Source organism: Conservatibacter flavescens, from assembly GCF_002795425.1.
GTDB lineage: Bacteria > Pseudomonadota > Gammaproteobacteria > Enterobacterales > Pasteurellaceae > Conservatibacter > Conservatibacter flavescens.
Window position 1 is genome coordinate 11,251 of sequence record NZ_PHHA01000005.1, and the last position, 16,147, is coordinate 27,397.

The following is a 16,147-nucleotide window of genomic DNA, read 5'->3' on the forward strand; positions in this document are numbered from 1 at the left end:
TTAATTATTTAATACCAACGGTTTTTCCACAACCTTAACTTCGTCACCTGTTGTTTGATTTTTGATAAACACATCAAGTTGATTAAAGGCTATGTCTATATTATTTTCATTAAATAATTGGTTAATCCGACGATTTAAAAAGTCTATCGTCACAGTACGATCACCAATTTGTCCCACATATACCCGCATTTCATGATCTAAGGTGCTATCACCAAAGTTTAAAAAATAAGCCTTTGGTGCGGGTTCTTTTAAAACTTTCTCTGATTCACTTGCCGCTTGCAGCAATAATTGTCTTGTCAATTCTAAATCAGAACCGTAAGCTACCCCAATTTTAATCACGATACGTGTTACTGAATTGGACAACGCCCAGTTTGTTAAACGTTCCGTCACGAAAGCTTTATTTGGTACAATCACTTCTTTTCCATCAAAATCAACAAGGGTTGTCGCTCGCATACGAATTCGCGATACGGTTCCTGAATATTGTCCAATTGTAATCACATCACCAATTCGAGCAGGACGTTCAAACAAAATAATAATTCCTGACACAAAGTTAGCAAAAATTTCTTGTAAACCAAACCCTAATCCAACAGATAATGCCGCAAATAACCACTGTAACTTACTCCAAGAGACACCTAATGTCGAAAAAGCCAAAGCTGCGCCAATTGCAATGACAAAATATGAAGAAAGAGTGGTGATAGTATAAGGCGTACCTTGAGATAAAGTGAAACGTGAAAATATCGCCACCTCAAGGATCCCCGCAATATTGCGTACTATCGCGTAAGTTACCACTAAAATCACAATCGCTTTTAACAAATTGAGTAAGGTAATGGATTCTACGACCGTTCCCGATTCCGTTGTGACATTTTGTTGCCACAAGGTGAAGCCATCAAGATAATTTGCAACGGTAATTAAATCCGCCCATACCCAAAACAGCATGATGCCTAATCCAACCCATAGCACAAAATCCACCATGCTGAGCACTTGTGTCCTGACTTGAGTAATTTCTAATTCATCTTCTTCTAAACTGGCCAGTTCGCCCTGTCCTTCTTCTGTTTCCGCTTTAATTTGTGTTTGAGCGCGTTTTTCTTGTAAACGACGATACGCGAGACGGCGGGCAGAAACCGCAAATGCACGGTATACCACTTCACGTAACAATATCCAAGTGACAAGGACAAAATAAGAAGCCATTAAATGTTTAATTAAAGTCAACGCCGTATAATAATATCCCACAACAATCAGACTAATTAACATCACCGGAGAGAGAATTAAAACAAGACGAGCAATCACAAATAAATACCGGCGCGAGTCCGTTTGTTTCATATGTGTATTGCTTTCATAGGTAGAAATCGCATGTCTAAAACGAGGACCGACAATGAACAGAGAGATAATCAGTGCCGTCACTGTCACCACTTCTCCAATGGCATCATTAGTTACGCCAGTACTGTCTAAATGTGTCAACACTGAGGTGTTAAGTAACAAAATAACTAACCAAATAGAACGTTTTAATACCTGACGAAACATTTCTGCACTTTGTTGCGAAAGTGCAAAATGACGAAATGCTAAACCGTTCGGGCGTAATATGGCCAACATAAAGGCAAAAAACAACCAATATCCCGCCATTTGACAACACCACAACAACATCGGTGTAGGTGTCTCAAAAATGATATAAACAGCAAGCAATAACACCACCAAAAACAACATTGTACTTGGTAAGCATAAAATAAAGGTCCAAAAAATGCCGGCTGGCGTATGCCACTGACTATCTGCACTTAATGTATTAATTTGTCCATCAATCAATTTAATCCGTCTTTTAATCTTCTCTTTTTGCGAATAAATGCCCGCAGACAATATCAACAATAAAAGAATAAAACTGCCGACAAGTAAGACATGATCTTTCCAATTAAAGAAATTAATTAACTTATTTATTTCTTTTAATTGCCATGTGGCTGTTGGTAAAAAATTTTTTACCCAATCTACATCAATTGGCGCATTGCTTTTTACCCAAAAGCTCTGTTGTTGAAGCTTGTTATGTAAATCATCACTGATGGCAATCACTTGTTGTTGGTTTAAGTCAATATTGATTGAAGCATTTAACTGATTATTTAGCACTCTAATTAAATTAGACACAATATCTAGACGTTCAGCCACAATACTTTCTAGTTCAACTTTGTCTTGTGTATCAAGTATCAATTTATTCTCTGTCGCCAACGTCTGAATATAACGTTCACTATCCGTTAACTTATCGCGCATTTCTGCTAAGTCGAATAATTTAACGCGCAAATCCGAAATACGTTTTGCTAACCCTTTCACCATTTCATCTTGTGGTAAGGCTTGTTTTTGTTTATTAATAATGCGAGAAAGCGCGAGCGTGCCTTGTAATGCACTAATCTGTTCATCAATATTCCGTTGCGTTTGTTGCAAATTATCCAACATATTTTTAATACGCAGATTATCTTGTGACAAGATATTCATCTGCGTTGTTTCTGCAACTAAGTCTTTGCTCAATGTCGCATTAATTTGTAACTCTGACAATACAATTGGGCTTGTATCTTTTGTAAAAGTTTCTTGCTGATTTTTAGCAACTTGCTCAACTTGTGCTTGTGAGGCTTGTAAATATTTTGCATTAATGGCTTCTTGTAAATTTGTGCTTTCTGCCTGTAACTGCTGTTGTTGCCAATTTTGCTCTTCTCGCTGCGCTTCATATACTTGAGTTAAAATATCATTAGAATATAACAGGCTTTGAGCATAGTTATTTTTTAAATCAATTAACACTAATTCCGTTTCTAATTTATTGCGTAACGGTTGATTGATTTCGCCTAAAAGTTGGCTATTGATTTCTTGTGTTCTTTGCGCTCCCGCCGTTAAAATACTTTGAGCCCGCTCCGGTACTGCATTTTGCGTAATGACTTGCGCATTAATTTTCGTTAATGCTGTCTGTATTTGCTGCAGTCGCTCAATAATTGCACTTTGTTCTACTTGCAATTGGTTCAACGATAATTTTTCTAAATCTGCTACAGATTTAACCGCACTTTTCTGCTTTGCCGCCACTAAGTTTTTTTTACTCGCCTCTAGTTCCGATGGTGCATTTTGAATCTCGGTTTCTAATTGCTGATTCTGTATTTTCTGTTTTTCAATCTCGGCCAATAAACTGAGATTTTGTTCTAAATCCTTAACCAAGACTTTTGTCTCAGAGCTTTCTGACGACGATTCTTGCGCTGCTTTAAGTTGTGCATTAAGCTCTTTTTCTGTAGGGAGCGCCAATACAAATTGACTTTGCAACAACAAGCCAATACTTATCAATAAATATGCAATATATTTTTTCGTTTTCATCATTCGTCTTTTCTTAATAATTGTACTAATGCTTGTTTTAACATTACCCGTGATATTTTAATACCATGCTGAGCCTGTATTGGCAATGGATAATATGCGATGGGTTGTTTGAATTTTTCTATTTTTTCTGCTATCCAACTACGTAATTCTGTCACCTGTGCCGTAGAAAAATCACCAGAAAATTGCACCATTGCCACAGGGCGTTGGCCAAACTCAACATCATCAACAGGCAACACAAAAGCTTGTTTAACTGTTGGATACTGTTGTAATAGAGCTTCAATCTCTTCCGGTTGAATATTTTCTCCTCCCGAGATAAATTGATTATCTAAGCGCCCAATAATCACTAATTCACCATTCACCCAGATTCCTTTATCTCTCGTTTGCAACCACCCTTCGGAGTTTGTAAAAGGTACAACCGCCCCATTTTGCCAATATCCTAAGCCTAAACCTGCGCCTTTTAACCAAATTTCCTCATCGACTAATCGTAATTCACGTCCTAATAATGGTTGCCCTACGCCAACATGCTCATCACTTTTTTTCGCACAAACTGTAGACGCCATTTCCGTCATACCATATCCAGAATAACTTTGAATATTCAATTGACTGAGCTTTTGAGTTAAGGCAATGGGAATATGCGTGCCACCTAAAAGAATATGCTGAGTGCGCCAAGAAAGACATTGTTGCATTTCTATATAAGCGAACATTCGCTGTAATTGAGTGGGAACGAGAGAAACATGTGTGGCTTCTAACACCGACCCATAAAAATCCTCTCCAGGTAACATTAATATGCCATGACAAGATAACCAACGCCACAGGATACCTTGCCCTGAAACATGAAATAACGGCAAAGATAATAACCATGTATCTTGCTCATTAAACGCCATTAATCTGCACACGCCCTGTGCATTATCTAGATGTGCTTTTATATTATGCACAACAGCTTTCGGATTGCCTGAAGATCCCGATGTTAATGTCAAGGTAAGAGAATGAAAAAGAGGACTACATGTTTTTCCCTCTCCTGTCGGCACCAAACCAGTTTCTTCATGAAATAAGAAAGCAATTTGGTTATCTTGACAAATGCGTTGAATTTTCTCAGGGGAAAAAGCGGGATTAATCCCTAACACACGTCCTTGTAATTGCAGAACCGCCAAATAAGCTAACACGAATTCAAGGCTATTTTTCCCACACAAACCAACGCCAGTCCCCATGCCAACACCTTGTTGTCGAAATAATACAGCTCGCGCATTAATCTCTGCAGCAAGCGCTTGCCAAGACAAATTGCCCTGCGTTGACCGCAAGGCAATTTGATGTTGCAAGCTAGAATCTCGACCATATTGTTGCCAAAGAGAAGTTGTCATCATGAATTAATTAGCAATAAAAAACGACCGCACTTCATCAATTAAATCTTGTGGCAAATGCATGGATTGCATCGCGCCTTCCAACATCAACATCTTACGCCCACTATTGGTATTGGTAATCACCCAATATGGCGTATCAGGGATTTGTTTTGGTTTCGTATGATTACCTGCGGCTAATAATGTCGCTTCATCTCGCGCAAAATAAACCCGCGTTCTGCCCTGTAAAGATTCTGTGGCTTGTGCAAAACTTTCTGGATTAGTGCGGTATAATACTTTTAACAATTCAAGAAAACGAACAACTGCCTTGCTCTCTTGTAAGAAATCTTCCGAAGCTAATAATTGGCGCACTTTCCCCACCACTTTTTCAATCGCTTCTTCTGGCTGTTTTTTCGTGATCACTTTGATAGGTTCTTCTTCCACTTGAGACGAACTCGCTACTTTTTCATTTTGTCCCGCTGTAGGAGCTGCTTCTTTAGGGGGAACCGCTGCCACTGGCGCCTCATCAGGTTGCCGAGATAACAGCGTAGAAGAAGACAAATTTAACAATCGGCGCAAAATATCTGAGGCACTTTCACCGATAGATTGTGTTTGGCTTGCAATATACTGATACAGCTCTTCATCAACTTCAATGATTTTCATTATTTCTTCCTCTTTTTATTCTCTGCTATAATGGGCATGTCCCTATTATAACTGCTTCCAAAACAATAGACTACGATAAAATGAATTTATTAAATTATCAATTTACACCACCAGCCTTTCCAAGTTCATCACCAACATTGGTTTTTATTCATGGTTTATTCGGTGATATGAATAATCTTGGCGTAATCGCTCGCGCCTTTAGTGAAAACTACCCTATTTTACGTGTTGATTTACGCAATCACGGTGAGAGTTTTCATACCCCTGATATGAACTACTCCTTAATGGCTGACGATCTCTATCGTCTTATTCAGCATCTCAAGTTAAACAAGCTAATTCTTATTGGACACTCTATGGGGGGCAAAACAGCCATGACATTTGCCGCCCGTTATCCTGAATTAGTCGAAAAATTAATTGTGATTGATATTGCTCCCGTATCTTATCAAGAAAAATGGCATACTCGCGTTTTCGAAGGGCTATTTGCCGTCAAACAAGCCGCGCCTGAAACACGACAACAAGCGAGACCTATTCTCGCGCAACATATTCAGGAAGAAAGCATTATCCAATTCATGCTCAAATCTTTTGACAATCAAACCACAGAAAAATTTCGCTTTAATGTGACCGCACTTTTTCAAAACTATAATACATTGATGGATTGGCAATCGGTCTCCCCTTGCTTAGTGCCAACACTATTTATCAAAGGAGGCGATTCGCCTTACATTCTCCCGGAATATCGCACGACTATTTTAGCGCAATTCCCACACTCAACCGCCTTTACTATCAGTGGTTCTGGACACTGGGTGCATGCGGAAAAACCCACTCACGTTGTACGTGCCATTGAAAAATTTTTAGAAAAATAGAGGAAAAAATGACCGCACTTTGGCAAGCCGTAACTGCTGCATTGGCAGAACAAAATCCTTATCAAAAAGTCATGCTTGTGCATCAACTCTACCATGAGTTACTTCCTAATGCCCAACTAGATGATGAACTTGATTTTCCCGATGTCTCTGCACAACAAGAAATAGCAGGTTTTCCAAACACACCACGCTTAGTTGCACCTAAAGACGTTCCAAAACGTTCATTTGCCACATCGGAAGGCTATGCAGCCACTTTTCATGCCATTGCCCATATTGAGTTTAACGCCATTAATCTCGGTTTAGATGCGGCTTGGCGTTTTGGTCGAAAAGCCCAACAAGAGTTAGGGGAAGGAAAACAATTTGTACAAGACTGGCTGCGTGTTGCGGAAGAAGAAGCTACGCATTTTACCCTAGTCAATGATCACTTAAATACGCTCGGCTTTCAATATGGTGATTTTGAAGCCCATGCCGGGTTATGGGAAATGGCACAAGCTACGGCCCATGACATTTGGGAACGTATGGCCTTAGTCCCTCGCGTACTTGAAGCGAGAGGATTAGATGCCACCCCTGTATTGCAAGAAAAAATTGCACAACGCAAAGATTTTGATGGTGTACGTATTTTAGATATTATCTTACGTGATGAAATCGGCCACGTCTCTATTGGTAATCACTGGTATCATGCCTTATCCACAAAACGGGGGCTTGATGCCATGCAATGTTTCGGGGAACTGTTACGCAAATACCGTATTGTCATCTTTAAAGGAGTGATTAACACCGATGCGCGTATTCAAGCCGGTTTTACCCAGTTTGAATTAGACTGGATTAAAGAAATTGAAGACTCTTTAAAAATAAAGGCTTAGGGTTTGTTGCGCTTTGTTTATTTTCATTTTTCTTTATTTGTGCTATAGTGCGCCCAAATCTAAAGTGGCTTCTCATTCGCATTGAGCCACCTCATTTATTTCAGTGGTTAAACGATGGCAAAACAAGATGCAGACTGCGTGACATTGGATCTATTTGCTAATGTACCTAAAGTTGGTCGCCCTAAAACTAACCCTTTAACCCGGGAACAACAACTACGCATCAATAAGCGTAATCAACTTAAACGCGATAAATCCAGTGGACTTAAGCGGGTTGAGTTAAAATTACACCAAGATCTCGTGATGGAGTTAGAAAAACGCGCTACTGATCTTGGAATAAGCCGATCAGAGCTTATTGAAACTATTTTACAAGATTATTTAAATATTCAGAAAGCAAGGAATTAACATGGCTATTGTTGGTCTATTTTACGGTAGTGACACAGGCAATACAGAAAATATTGCCAAAATGATTCAAAAACAACTCGGTAGCGATCTCGTAGATATTCGCGACATTGCGAAAAGTAGCAAAGAAGATATTGAAGCCTACGATTTTATCATGATTGGTATTCCTACATGGTATTATGGTGAAGCTCAAGCAGATTGGGATGATTTTTTCCCTACATTAGAAGACATTGATTTTACAGATAAATTAGTCGCAATTTTCGGTTGTGGCGACCAAGAGGACTATGCCGAATATTTCTGTGATGCTATGGGAACCGTTCGCAATATTATTGAACCACATGGTGCCACCATCGTCGGTTATTGGCCGACAGAAGGCTATAATTTTGAAGTCTCTCAAGCACTCGTAGATGAAAACACATTTGTCGGCTTGTGTATTGACGAAGATCGTCAACCTGAATTAACTAGCCAACGTGTTGAAACTTGGGTGAAGCAAGTGTATGAGGAAATGTGTTTGGCAGAGCTTGCTGATTAATCATTTTTTAACATTTTCCATTTAAACGTTGCAATTGATAAGCATTAGCCTTAATATAACTAAGGTTATCATACATTATTTAGGAACTAATAGGTATTCTTATGTCTGAAGAAAACATCAAACTGCTAAAAAAGGCTGGGTTAAAAATCACTGAGCCACGCTTAACGATTTTAGCCTTAATGCAAAAAAATAAAATCCAGCATTTTTCAGCCGAAGATATTTACAAAATGTTGCTCGAACAAGGCGAAGAAATCGGCTTAGCAACAGTGTATCGTGTTCTTAATCAGTTTGATGAAGCCAATATTCTGATTAGACATAACTTTGAAGGAAATAAATCTGTTTTTGAACTCGCGCCAACTGAACACCATGACCATATTATTTGCGTAGATTGTGGTAAAGTATTTGAGTTCAATGATGATATTATTGAGAAACGTCAACGTGAAATCAGCCAAGAACACGGTATTCAGCTTGAAAATCATAGCTTATATCTATATGGTAAATGTAATGATATTGAAAAATGTGATAAATAATTTTTAATATCTGTTATTTGATGATCTGCACTCTAAAAGTTGAATAATAAATCAACCCATTAAAGTGCGGATTTTTTTGGTGAAATATAACGGATTTTTTAAACCAATCTTTTAAATCTGAATTTTCTCTTTACCCATTATGCCCTATAAACTTCCAGTAAAATGTTTTATACAGCATCTTCACTGTCTAAACCCATCGCTTGGCCCTGTTCTATTTTGATGATCCGATCGACTCTCCCGATTAATTCATTAGGTTGATGAGTAACGATCACAACAGTTAATTGCTTTTCCAGCCATAATTGTTGTAATAAATTTAACATCTCTAGCCGTAACGCTGGATCTAACGCTGAGAAAGGTTCATCTAATAACAAAATCGGTTTATCCCGTAATAGGCAACGCGCCAAAGCTACCCGTTGTTTTTGTCCGCCTGATAATTCCGTAGGTAAGCGAAATAACAACTCTTTCAATCCAACCGCATTAGCCACCTCTTCAACTTGTCTTAACTCAGCCCCATCAAGTTTCAAATTCGGCTTCAATCCTAGCGCAATATTTTGTTGAACATTTAAATGCGTAAATAAATTATTCTCTTGAAAAAGCATTGATACTGGCCGTAAGTGCGGTGCGGTTTGCGTGTGTTTTTCATTGTTCAGCCAAATGTCGCCACTGTCTGCGAATTCAAATCCGGCAATTAAATTGAGCAACGTACTTTTTCCAGCACCACTTGGGCCAACAATCGCAACGCGTTCTTGTTGGTTAATATGTAGGTCAAATGCCATTGGCATTTCTGGATAATCAAACTTAAGTTTATTTAATCGAATCATGTCTATTTTTTTCAACCATTTGGAAAATACCCAAACAAATTACCAATAAAATCAATGCGGTTACTGCGGCTTCATCTCCCCGATAACTGCCTAATTGTTGATATAATAAATGCGGTAATGACGTAAATTGATGATTACCAAACATGGCTATCGCGGTAAAATCACCTAAAGACAACGCACAAGCTAGGGCAAATGCATATTTCATTGGTTGAGCTAATTGCGCCCATTCAACCCAACGTAAGCGTGCCCAACCTTGAATGCCTAAAGATTGACACAGTTTTTCATAATAGATCATATTATTGTTCATCGGCACCGCTAAAATACGGATCACAAAAGGCATAGCAGCTAACGCATTACAAAATACGACAATGATAAATAAATGATATGTCGCAAACTCAACTTGTTGTGACCATAAAAAAAGACCGATGGCTAATAATAATGTCGGTACCGCGAGAATTAACATCCCCGTATTCAGTAACATATGCGCTGTTTTGTACCAGTGTAACCAATATAAACGACGTGATAATAGCAATAATGCACTTGCCATTAAGAGCGAACATAGCGCGGATAAAGGTGCGATCGATAACGAATAACCTAATGCGCGCCATAATTGTGGACGAGACCAAATTGTCCATAATGCTTCAGAAAAGAGCCCCTGAACAACAGTGTTTAAGAGGGGTAACACCAGGAATAAGCTAACACATACAATCACAAAAAATTGCCAAATTTTAACCGCTCTTCCTTGCGTTGCTTGCCATTGTTTTCGCTGATGTAACGTGGTCTGTGACATTGGCGAGATTACACTGTTTATGCCAAATAATACAAAACAAAACACAAATTGTAACAACGCATACATTCCCGCTTTGGATAAGTCAAAATCAAACACTATTGCCTGATAAATGGCGACTTCTAATGTAGTATACTGTGGCCCTCCTCCCAGTGTCAGCACAATCGTGAAGCTGGTAAAACATAACATGAAAATCAAAGCAAACGCAGGAAATATTTGCTGTTTGATATAGGGCCATTCTAAAAGACGTATAAAATACCAACTGCGAAGATTAAGCTGTGCGGCGAGTTGATGGCTTTGCACAGGAATGGTCTGTAACGCCTGTAAAAACATACGGGCCGCAAGAGGAATATTAAAAAACAAGTGGGTAATCAGAATACCTGTTAGACCATAAATATGAGGTTGAAAATCTATGCCGAAAAGCACCGCACTTCGTGCTAACCAGCCTTGATTACCATAAATCCCAATCACCCCAAAAATCGCCACCAATGCAGGTAATACAAAGGTTAAAGAAAATAATTTAAGTAAAAACCTTTTGCCATAAAAAGATTGATAAAAAAGTGCACGAGCAAAAATGACACCGATAATGACCGAGAGTAAAGCCGATAAAAATGCCTGTCCAAAACTAAACTTGATGACATGGCGCACATAAACATCCTGCCATATATCTTGCCATGAATAGCTTTCCCCACTCCAAAATACCATTTGTAGTGCATTAAAATATACCCACAGCAAACACAACAAGACCGCCACGCCACCTAGATAATGTTGTGGCCGAAGTTGCGGATTGTTCAGTAAACGCCACATCATTACTTAATCAAAGCACTTTGCCAAACATCTATCCACTGCTTTAACTGTTCTGAAGAAGGAAAATCCGTCCCCAAAATGCGAGTACCTGCCTGCTGGGTTCTTAACGCATCAAAATGTGGTTCTATCTCGCCGGCAATCACTGGCAGCATAACGTTTTTTATACTGATTTCTTTTTGTGCTGCGGGTGTTAATAAAAATGATAAAAATAACTCAGCGCATTCATTTTCTTCACTTTTCGCTAATTTTGCTGCGGTTTCAATTTGTAGCACACTTCCCTCTTCAAACATCGTTGCGGCATACTGAGATTTTTGCTCCTGCAGCAAGTGATATAATGGCGAAGTCGTATAACTCAATACCAAATCCGCCTCGCCTTTAAGAAATGCGCCGTAGCTTTCTGTCCAACCCTTCCCAACAGTGACGGTATGCTGCGCTAATGTTTTCCATGCATTCGGTACTTGCTCAACCTCATACACCTGATTTAACCACACTAACAATCCACGCCCCACACTACTGGTACGTGGATCTTGATAAATCACTTTCAAATCCTGTCGCTCAACGAGTTCTTTTAAGCTTTTTGGTGGGTTATCTAGTTTAGTTTTATCATAGACAAACGCATACTGCCCAAAATCATAGGGTAAAAAAGTATCGCTATCCCATGTTATCGGCAACGCCAATTGGGTTAAATCGACTTGATTGGGTGCAAACAAACCTGATTTTTTAGCGGCTTCTAATTGATAGTTATCCAAGCCCAATACTAAATCTGCTTTTGTTTTCTTTCCCTCTAAACGAAGTCGGTTTAACATAGTTGTACGACTATCGAAGGGGATTAAATTCAAATGGCATTGAGAATATGTTTGTTCAAACATTTTTTTGATTTCAGGGCCCGGCCCCCAATCTGCAGAGAAAAACTCTTCTGTATAAACATTAAGTGGTGTGATATTAGCCGATACTGCAGAAGAAAAAGAAAGTGCGGTACAAAAAGCAAATATTTTTAATTTAGACATAAAAATCCTTTAATCTAACAATGAATTAAAGGAATTTAAGTGTGGTCAGACAATGTTTTGACCTAACTCAAATCCCTACGCAGATACTAATCAGTTCAGGTTCTATGGGTATTTTCTCAGCACGTTGGCACCCCATTGAGCATTAGTCGAGTTTATGACGTTCAATCAAATAATGCAACTACTTTAAATGGGAAAATACCCCCATATAATTTGCACTCACATCTTGATTTAACCAAAATCTTCCGGTTAATGGATTGTAATGATAGCCAGTCAAATTTTGACATTGCAACTCGACATCATCACACCATGCTAATAATTCAGCCGGTTTAATAAATTTCTCATAATCGTGAGTCCCTTTCGGCAGCATTTTCAGCACATATTCCGCCCCAATAATCACCAATGCCCAAGCTTTGAAAGTACGGTTTATTGTTGAAAAAAACAATACGCCATCGGGTTTCAATAAGGCCTTACAACTGGCAATTATCGAACTTGGTTCAGGAACATGTTCCAACATTTCCATACACGTAATGACATCAAATTTTTCTGCAGAAAGTGCGGTTTGTTTTTGCAAAAATTCTTCAATTGTAATTTGTTGATAATCAATCTCTAAACCTTGCTCTGTTGCATGATTACGCGCAACTTGTAGCGGTTCAACCGACATATCAATCCCTGTCACTATCGCACCTTGCTTTGCCATGCTTTCTGACAAAATACCGCCCCCACAGCCCACATCAAGTACGGTTTTTCCGACCAAACCATTACTATGGGATAAGATATAGTCTAAACGCTTAGGATTCAGTTGATGAATGGGTTTAAAATCGCCTTCAGGATCCCACCAACTTGCCGCCATTTTTTCAAATTTGTCTAGTTCTTGCTGATCGATATTTTGCATAATACCCTTATTATATAATCATTTATCAGAACAAACGGTTATCTACTGTTCTAAAATAAAACAGTATAATACTGTATTTTTAATAATTCTGTTAACTTTATCAATAATACGCGTATTTAAGCACATTTTATGCTATAATTCCCCACAATTTTTTCCAAAACTCAATTGATGACAAACTAGGATTTTTCAATGAGCGATTTAGCCCAAGATATTACCCCTGTCAGTGTTGAAGAAGAACTGAAATCTTCTTATCTCGATTATGCCATGTCTGTTATTGTAGGACGTGCGTTACCTGATGTCCGCGATGGTTTAAAACCGGTACATCGCCGTGTGCTATATGCCATGCACGAAGGTGGCAATGCCTATAATCGCCCTTACCGTAAATCAGCACGTATTGTCGGGGATGTAATCGGTAAATATCACCCGCATGGTGACAGTGCAGTATATGACACCATTGTACGTATGGCACAGCCTTTCTCACTACGTTATACCTTAGTAGATGGACAAGGTAACTTTGGTTCTGTAGATGGTGACTCGCCGGCTGCAATGCGTTATACCGAAGCTCGAATGACCAAAATTGCTCATGAACTACTGGCAGATTTAGATAAAGAAACCGTTGATTTCTCACCAAACTATGATGGTACAGAAATGATCCCTGATGTGTTGCCAACAAAAGTGCCTGCATTACTGGTAAACGGCTCCTCAGGAATTGCGGTCGGTATGGCGACCAACATCCCCCCTCACAATCTTGGTGAAGTATTAGATGGCTGTCTCGCTTATATCGATAATAATGACATCACTATTGATGAGTTAATGCAACATATTCCAGGTCCAGACTTCCCTACTGCTGCGTTAATAAACGGTCGCAAGGGGATCGAAGAGGGTTATAAAACCGGACGTGGTAAAATTTATGTGCGCGCGAAAGCGGAAATCGAAACTGATGATCGTGGTCGAGAAACCATTATCGTTAATGAAATCCCTTATCAAGTGAATAAAGCTAAGTTAATTGAGAAAATCTCTGATTTAGTGAAAGAGAAAAAAATCGAGGGGATCAGCGCGTTACGTGATGAATCTGATAAAGATGGTATGCGCATCGTGATTGAAGTGAAACGTGACGCGGTGGGTGAGGTACTATTAAATCAACTTTATGCACTCACGCAATTACAAGTCACTTTCGGGATCAACATTGTCGCATTAGACCATGGTCAACCAAAGTTATTAAATTTAAAACAACTGATTGAAGCTTTCGTATTACACCGTCGCGAAGTCGTCACGCGTCGTACTATTTTTGAATTACGCAAAGCCCGTGAAAGAGCGCATATTTTAGAAGGTTTAGCCATTGCCCTTGCCAATGTTGATCCTATCATTGAATTAATTCGCAACGCACCAAACCCAGAAGCGGCAAGAAAAGGTTTAATCTCTCAAGGTTGGGCCCTTGGTCATGTCGAAGAAATGTTGGCTGCGGCAGGGGTTGATGCAGCACGTCCTGAAGAATTATCTGCAGAATATGGTTTCCGCGACGGATTGTATTACCTTACCGAAGTTCAAGCCCAAGCGATTTTAGATTTACGTCTACAAAAGCTCACGAACTTAGGAAAAGACGAAATTCTAGATGAATACAAAAAACTCATTGAGGTGATCGGGGAATTACTCTACATTTTACGTAGTCCTGAACGCTTAATGGAAGTTATCCGCGAAGAATTAGAACAAATTCGTAACCAGTTTAATGACCCACGCAGAACTGAAATCACTGCGGCTTCAGGTGATATTGATCTTGAAGATTTAATTGCTCGTGAAGATGTGGTTGTTACCCTTTCTCATGAAGGATATGTAAAATATCAACCTCTTACAGACTACGAAGCACAACGTCGTGGTGGTAAAGGTAAATCAGCGACTAAAATGAAAGATGAAGATTTCATTGAGAAATTATTAGTGGCGAATACTCATGATACCATTCTATGTTTCTCTAGTCGTGGTCGCTTGTATTGGTTAAAAGTTTATCAATTACCACAGGCGAGTCGCGGCGCTCGTGGTCGTCCAATCGTCAATATTCTTCCACTAGAAGAAAATGAACGTATTACCGCGATCTTACCAATTTCTGAATACGCTGAAGATCAATTTGTCGTGATGGCTACAGCTGGCGGTATCGTCAAGAAAACAGCTTTAACCGAATTTAGCCGCCCACGTGCTAACGGGATTATTGCAGTAAACCTACGTGATGAAGATGAACTCATTGGCGTGGATATTACTAACGGTAGTAATGAAATCATGCTCTTCTCCTCACAAGGCCGTGTTGTACGCTTTGCGGAATCTGCTGTTCGAGCAATGGGACGTACCGCTACTGGTGTACGAGGCATTAAACTTGCCTTAACTAATGATTTATCTGAAGATGAAAATGCAGTAGACATTGAAGAAACGTCAGATGACAGCGCAGAAGACATTCTAGACTTGAATATTGATAAAGTCGTTTCTTTGGTTATTCCAAAACATAGCGGAGAAATTCTCACTGCCACCCAAAACGGTTACGGTAAACGCACTAAATTAGATGAATATCCTGCAAAATCCCGTAATACAAAAGGCGTGATCTCAATTAAAGTGAGTGAACGTAACGGTAAGGTTGTTGCCGCTGCTCAAGTTGAAGAAAACGATCAAATCATGTTGATTACCGATGCAGGTACATTAGTCCGAACCCGTGTTAGCGAAGTCAGTATTGTTGGACGTAATACACAGGGTGTGCGTTTAATTCGTACGGCTGATGACGAACATGTTGTGAGTTTAGAACGACTTGCCGAAGCAGATGAAGACGAGTTTGAGGAAGAGTTAGAAACCGCAGTGTCTCAAACAGAAAGCGCGACAGAATAGTATTTCAGCTTTCAAAACTAAAGGTGAACTCAATTATGATGTTCACCTTTATTTTATTTAATTCTAATACCGCGAAAGGCATTATTTCTCTTATTCAATAATTGGGACAATCTTGGTAGCATGGGAACCTTTTTCGCCGTGGACAGCTTCAAAATTCACTTTTTGTCCTGCTTTCAACGAACGATATCCTTCCATTTCAATTGCAGAATAATGAGCGAAAATATCCGCATCATTCCCTTCCATAGAAATAAAACCAAATCCCTTTGCATTATTAAACCACTTTACTACACCTACTTCCATAATTAACCTCTATATATCCATCTTTTTATAAAAGATTATCACTCAATAAAACTACAGGTTTATTTTCCAATAATGCCCTTCGTCCTATACTAATACTACCGCGACATATTCAACTAATTTACAAAATGGAGCAACTAAAAAAATGCAAAAATTTGGCCTAGATCACAAA

Annotated in this window: 14 protein-coding genes, 1 pseudogene and 1 riboswitch; of the genes and pseudogenes, 6 read left to right on the top strand and 9 right to left on the bottom strand. The window is 39.1% G+C overall.

What is annotated here, in order from left to right; all coding sequences use genetic code 11:
* From mscK to CVP05_RS12880, 4 genes and pseudogenes are all read right to left on the bottom strand, one after another.
* On the bottom strand, positions 1–3,330 hold the full coding sequence (gene mscK, locus CVP05_RS03645) for a mechanosensitive channel MscK (protein WP_423739120.1): 3,330 nt from the start codon (positions 3,328–3,330) through the stop codon (positions 1–3).
* Positions 3,330–4,691: an o-succinylbenzoate--CoA ligase gene (gene menE / locus CVP05_RS03650; RefSeq protein WP_243389197.1), complete on the bottom strand. Its 1,362-nt coding sequence runs from the start codon at positions 4,689–4,691 to the stop codon at positions 3,330–3,332. Before menE ends, mscK begins: the two co-directional genes overlap by 1 nt.
* A gap of 3 nt (positions 4,692–4,694) precedes the next feature.
* Complete coding sequence (gene seqA, locus CVP05_RS03655; RefSeq protein ID WP_423739121.1) at positions 4,695–5,267, bottom strand: replication initiation negative regulator SeqA; 573 nt, start codon at positions 5,265–5,267, stop codon at positions 4,695–4,697.
* A 3-nt stretch (positions 5,268–5,270) separates the two neighbouring features.
* Positions 5,271–5,327: pseudogene (locus tag CVP05_RS12880) on the bottom strand (hypothetical protein); the annotation flags it as partial.
* 80 nt (positions 5,328–5,407) lie between these two features.
* Here CVP05_RS12880 and CVP05_RS03660 point away from each other — a divergent pair.
* The 5 genes from CVP05_RS03660 (at position 5,408) to fur (ending at position 8,502) form a co-directional block, all read left to right on the top strand.
* Positions 5,408–6,184, top strand: coding sequence for an alpha/beta fold hydrolase (locus tag CVP05_RS03660; protein ID WP_100288227.1), 777 nt, complete (start codon positions 5,408–5,410; stop codon positions 6,182–6,184).
* Positions 6,185–6,192: 8 nt separating this feature from the next.
* On the top strand, positions 6,193–7,041 hold the full coding sequence (locus CVP05_RS03665) for a ferritin-like domain-containing protein (RefSeq protein ID WP_100288228.1): 849 nt from the start codon (positions 6,193–6,195) through the stop codon (positions 7,039–7,041).
* A 114-nt stretch (positions 7,042–7,155) separates the two neighbouring features.
* On the top strand, positions 7,156–7,443 hold the full coding sequence (gene ybfE, locus CVP05_RS03670; protein ID WP_100288229.1) for a LexA regulated protein: 288 nt from the start codon (positions 7,156–7,158) through the stop codon (positions 7,441–7,443).
* Between the two features lies 1 nt (position 7,444).
* Positions 7,445–7,972, top strand: a complete 528-nt coding sequence (gene fldA, locus CVP05_RS03675) for a flavodoxin FldA (RefSeq protein WP_100288230.1) — start codon at positions 7,445–7,447, stop codon at positions 7,970–7,972.
* Positions 7,973–8,073: 101 nt separating this feature from the next.
* Positions 8,074–8,502: a ferric iron uptake transcriptional regulator gene (gene fur, locus CVP05_RS03680; protein ID WP_100288231.1), complete on the top strand. Its 429-nt coding sequence runs from the start codon at positions 8,074–8,076 to the stop codon at positions 8,500–8,502.
* Between the two features lie 167 nt (positions 8,503–8,669).
* Here the strand turns inward: fur and thiQ are convergent, their stop codons facing one another.
* The 4 genes from thiQ to ubiG all read right to left on the bottom strand — a co-directional run bounded on the left by thiQ (position 8,670) and on the right by ubiG (position 12,816).
* Complete coding sequence (gene thiQ, locus CVP05_RS03685) at positions 8,670–9,323, bottom strand: thiamine ABC transporter ATP-binding protein (RefSeq protein ID WP_100288232.1); 654 nt, start codon at positions 9,321–9,323, stop codon at positions 8,670–8,672.
* Positions 9,307–10,917 (bottom strand): thiamine/thiamine pyrophosphate ABC transporter permease ThiP, encoded by a 1,611-nt coding sequence (thiP, locus tag CVP05_RS03690; RefSeq protein ID WP_100288233.1) that lies wholly within the window; start codon positions 10,915–10,917, stop codon positions 9,307–9,309. Before thiP ends, thiQ begins: the two co-directional genes overlap by 17 nt.
* Before the next feature lie 2 nt (positions 10,918–10,919).
* Positions 10,920–11,924: a thiamine ABC transporter substrate binding subunit gene (thiB, locus tag CVP05_RS03695; protein WP_100288234.1), complete on the bottom strand. Its 1,005-nt coding sequence runs from the start codon at positions 11,922–11,924 to the stop codon at positions 10,920–10,922.
* Positions 11,925–11,978: 54 nt separating this feature from the next.
* Positions 11,979–12,069, bottom strand: a riboswitch (TPP riboswitch).
* A gap of 33 nt (positions 12,070–12,102) precedes the next feature.
* A complete protein-coding gene (gene ubiG / locus CVP05_RS03700; RefSeq protein ID WP_100288235.1) occupies positions 12,103–12,816 on the bottom strand; it encodes a bifunctional 2-polyprenyl-6-hydroxyphenol methylase/3-demethylubiquinol 3-O-methyltransferase UbiG in 714 nt (237 codons plus the stop codon).
* 189 nt (positions 12,817–13,005) lie between these two features.
* On the opposite strand from ubiG, the gene gyrA reads away from it, so the two are divergent.
* Positions 13,006–15,678 carry a DNA topoisomerase (ATP-hydrolyzing) subunit A gene (gene gyrA / locus CVP05_RS03705; RefSeq protein WP_100288236.1) on the top strand — a complete coding sequence of 891 codons (2,673 nt, stop codon included), beginning with the start codon at positions 13,006–13,008 and terminating at the stop codon, positions 15,676–15,678.
* 90 nt (positions 15,679–15,768) lie between these two features.
* Here the strand turns inward: gyrA and cspD are convergent, their stop codons facing one another.
* The gene (gene cspD, locus CVP05_RS03710) at positions 15,769–15,978 is read right to left on the bottom strand and encodes a cold shock domain-containing protein CspD (RefSeq protein ID WP_100288237.1); all 210 of its coding nucleotides are present in this window, start codon (positions 15,976–15,978) and stop codon (positions 15,769–15,771) included.
* Positions 15,979–16,147: the final 169 nt, after the last annotated feature.

What these genes read in the sequence shown, in the direction of transcription:
- mscK (WP_423739120.1), bottom strand. Translation starts at nt 3,330, where the DNA reads ATGAAAACGAAAAAATATATTGCATATTTATTGATAAGTATTGGCTTG.
- menE (WP_243389197.1), bottom strand. Translation starts at nt 4,691, where the DNA reads ATGATGACAACTTCTCTTTGGCAACAATATGGTCGAGATTCTAGCTTG.
- CVP05_RS03660 (WP_100288227.1), top strand. Translation starts at nt 5,408, where the DNA reads ATGAATTTATTAAATTATCAATTTACACCACCAGCCTTTCCAAGTTCA.
- CVP05_RS03665 (WP_100288228.1), top strand. Translation starts at nt 6,193, where the DNA reads ATGACCGCACTTTGGCAAGCCGTAACTGCTGCATTGGCAGAACAAAAT.
- ybfE (WP_100288229.1), top strand. Translation starts at nt 7,156, where the DNA reads ATGGCAAAACAAGATGCAGACTGCGTGACATTGGATCTATTTGCTAAT.
- fldA (WP_100288230.1), top strand. Translation starts at nt 7,445, where the DNA reads ATGGCTATTGTTGGTCTATTTTACGGTAGTGACACAGGCAATACAGAA.
- fur (WP_100288231.1), top strand. Translation starts at nt 8,074, where the DNA reads ATGTCTGAAGAAAACATCAAACTGCTAAAAAAGGCTGGGTTAAAAATC.
- thiQ (WP_100288232.1), bottom strand. Translation starts at nt 9,323, where the DNA reads ATGATTCGATTAAATAAACTTAAGTTTGATTATCCAGAAATGCCAATG.
- thiP (WP_100288233.1), bottom strand. Translation starts at nt 10,917, where the DNA reads ATGTGGCGTTTACTGAACAATCCGCAACTTCGGCCACAACATTATCTA.
- thiB (WP_100288234.1), bottom strand. Translation starts at nt 11,924, where the DNA reads ATGTCTAAATTAAAAATATTTGCTTTTTGTACCGCACTTTCTTTTTCT.
- ubiG (WP_100288235.1), bottom strand. Translation starts at nt 12,816, where the DNA reads ATGCAAAATATCGATCAGCAAGAACTAGACAAATTTGAAAAAATGGCG.
- gyrA (WP_100288236.1), top strand. Translation starts at nt 13,006, where the DNA reads ATGAGCGATTTAGCCCAAGATATTACCCCTGTCAGTGTTGAAGAAGAA.
- cspD (WP_100288237.1), bottom strand. Translation starts at nt 15,978, where the DNA reads ATGGAAGTAGGTGTAGTAAAGTGGTTTAATAATGCAAAGGGATTTGGT.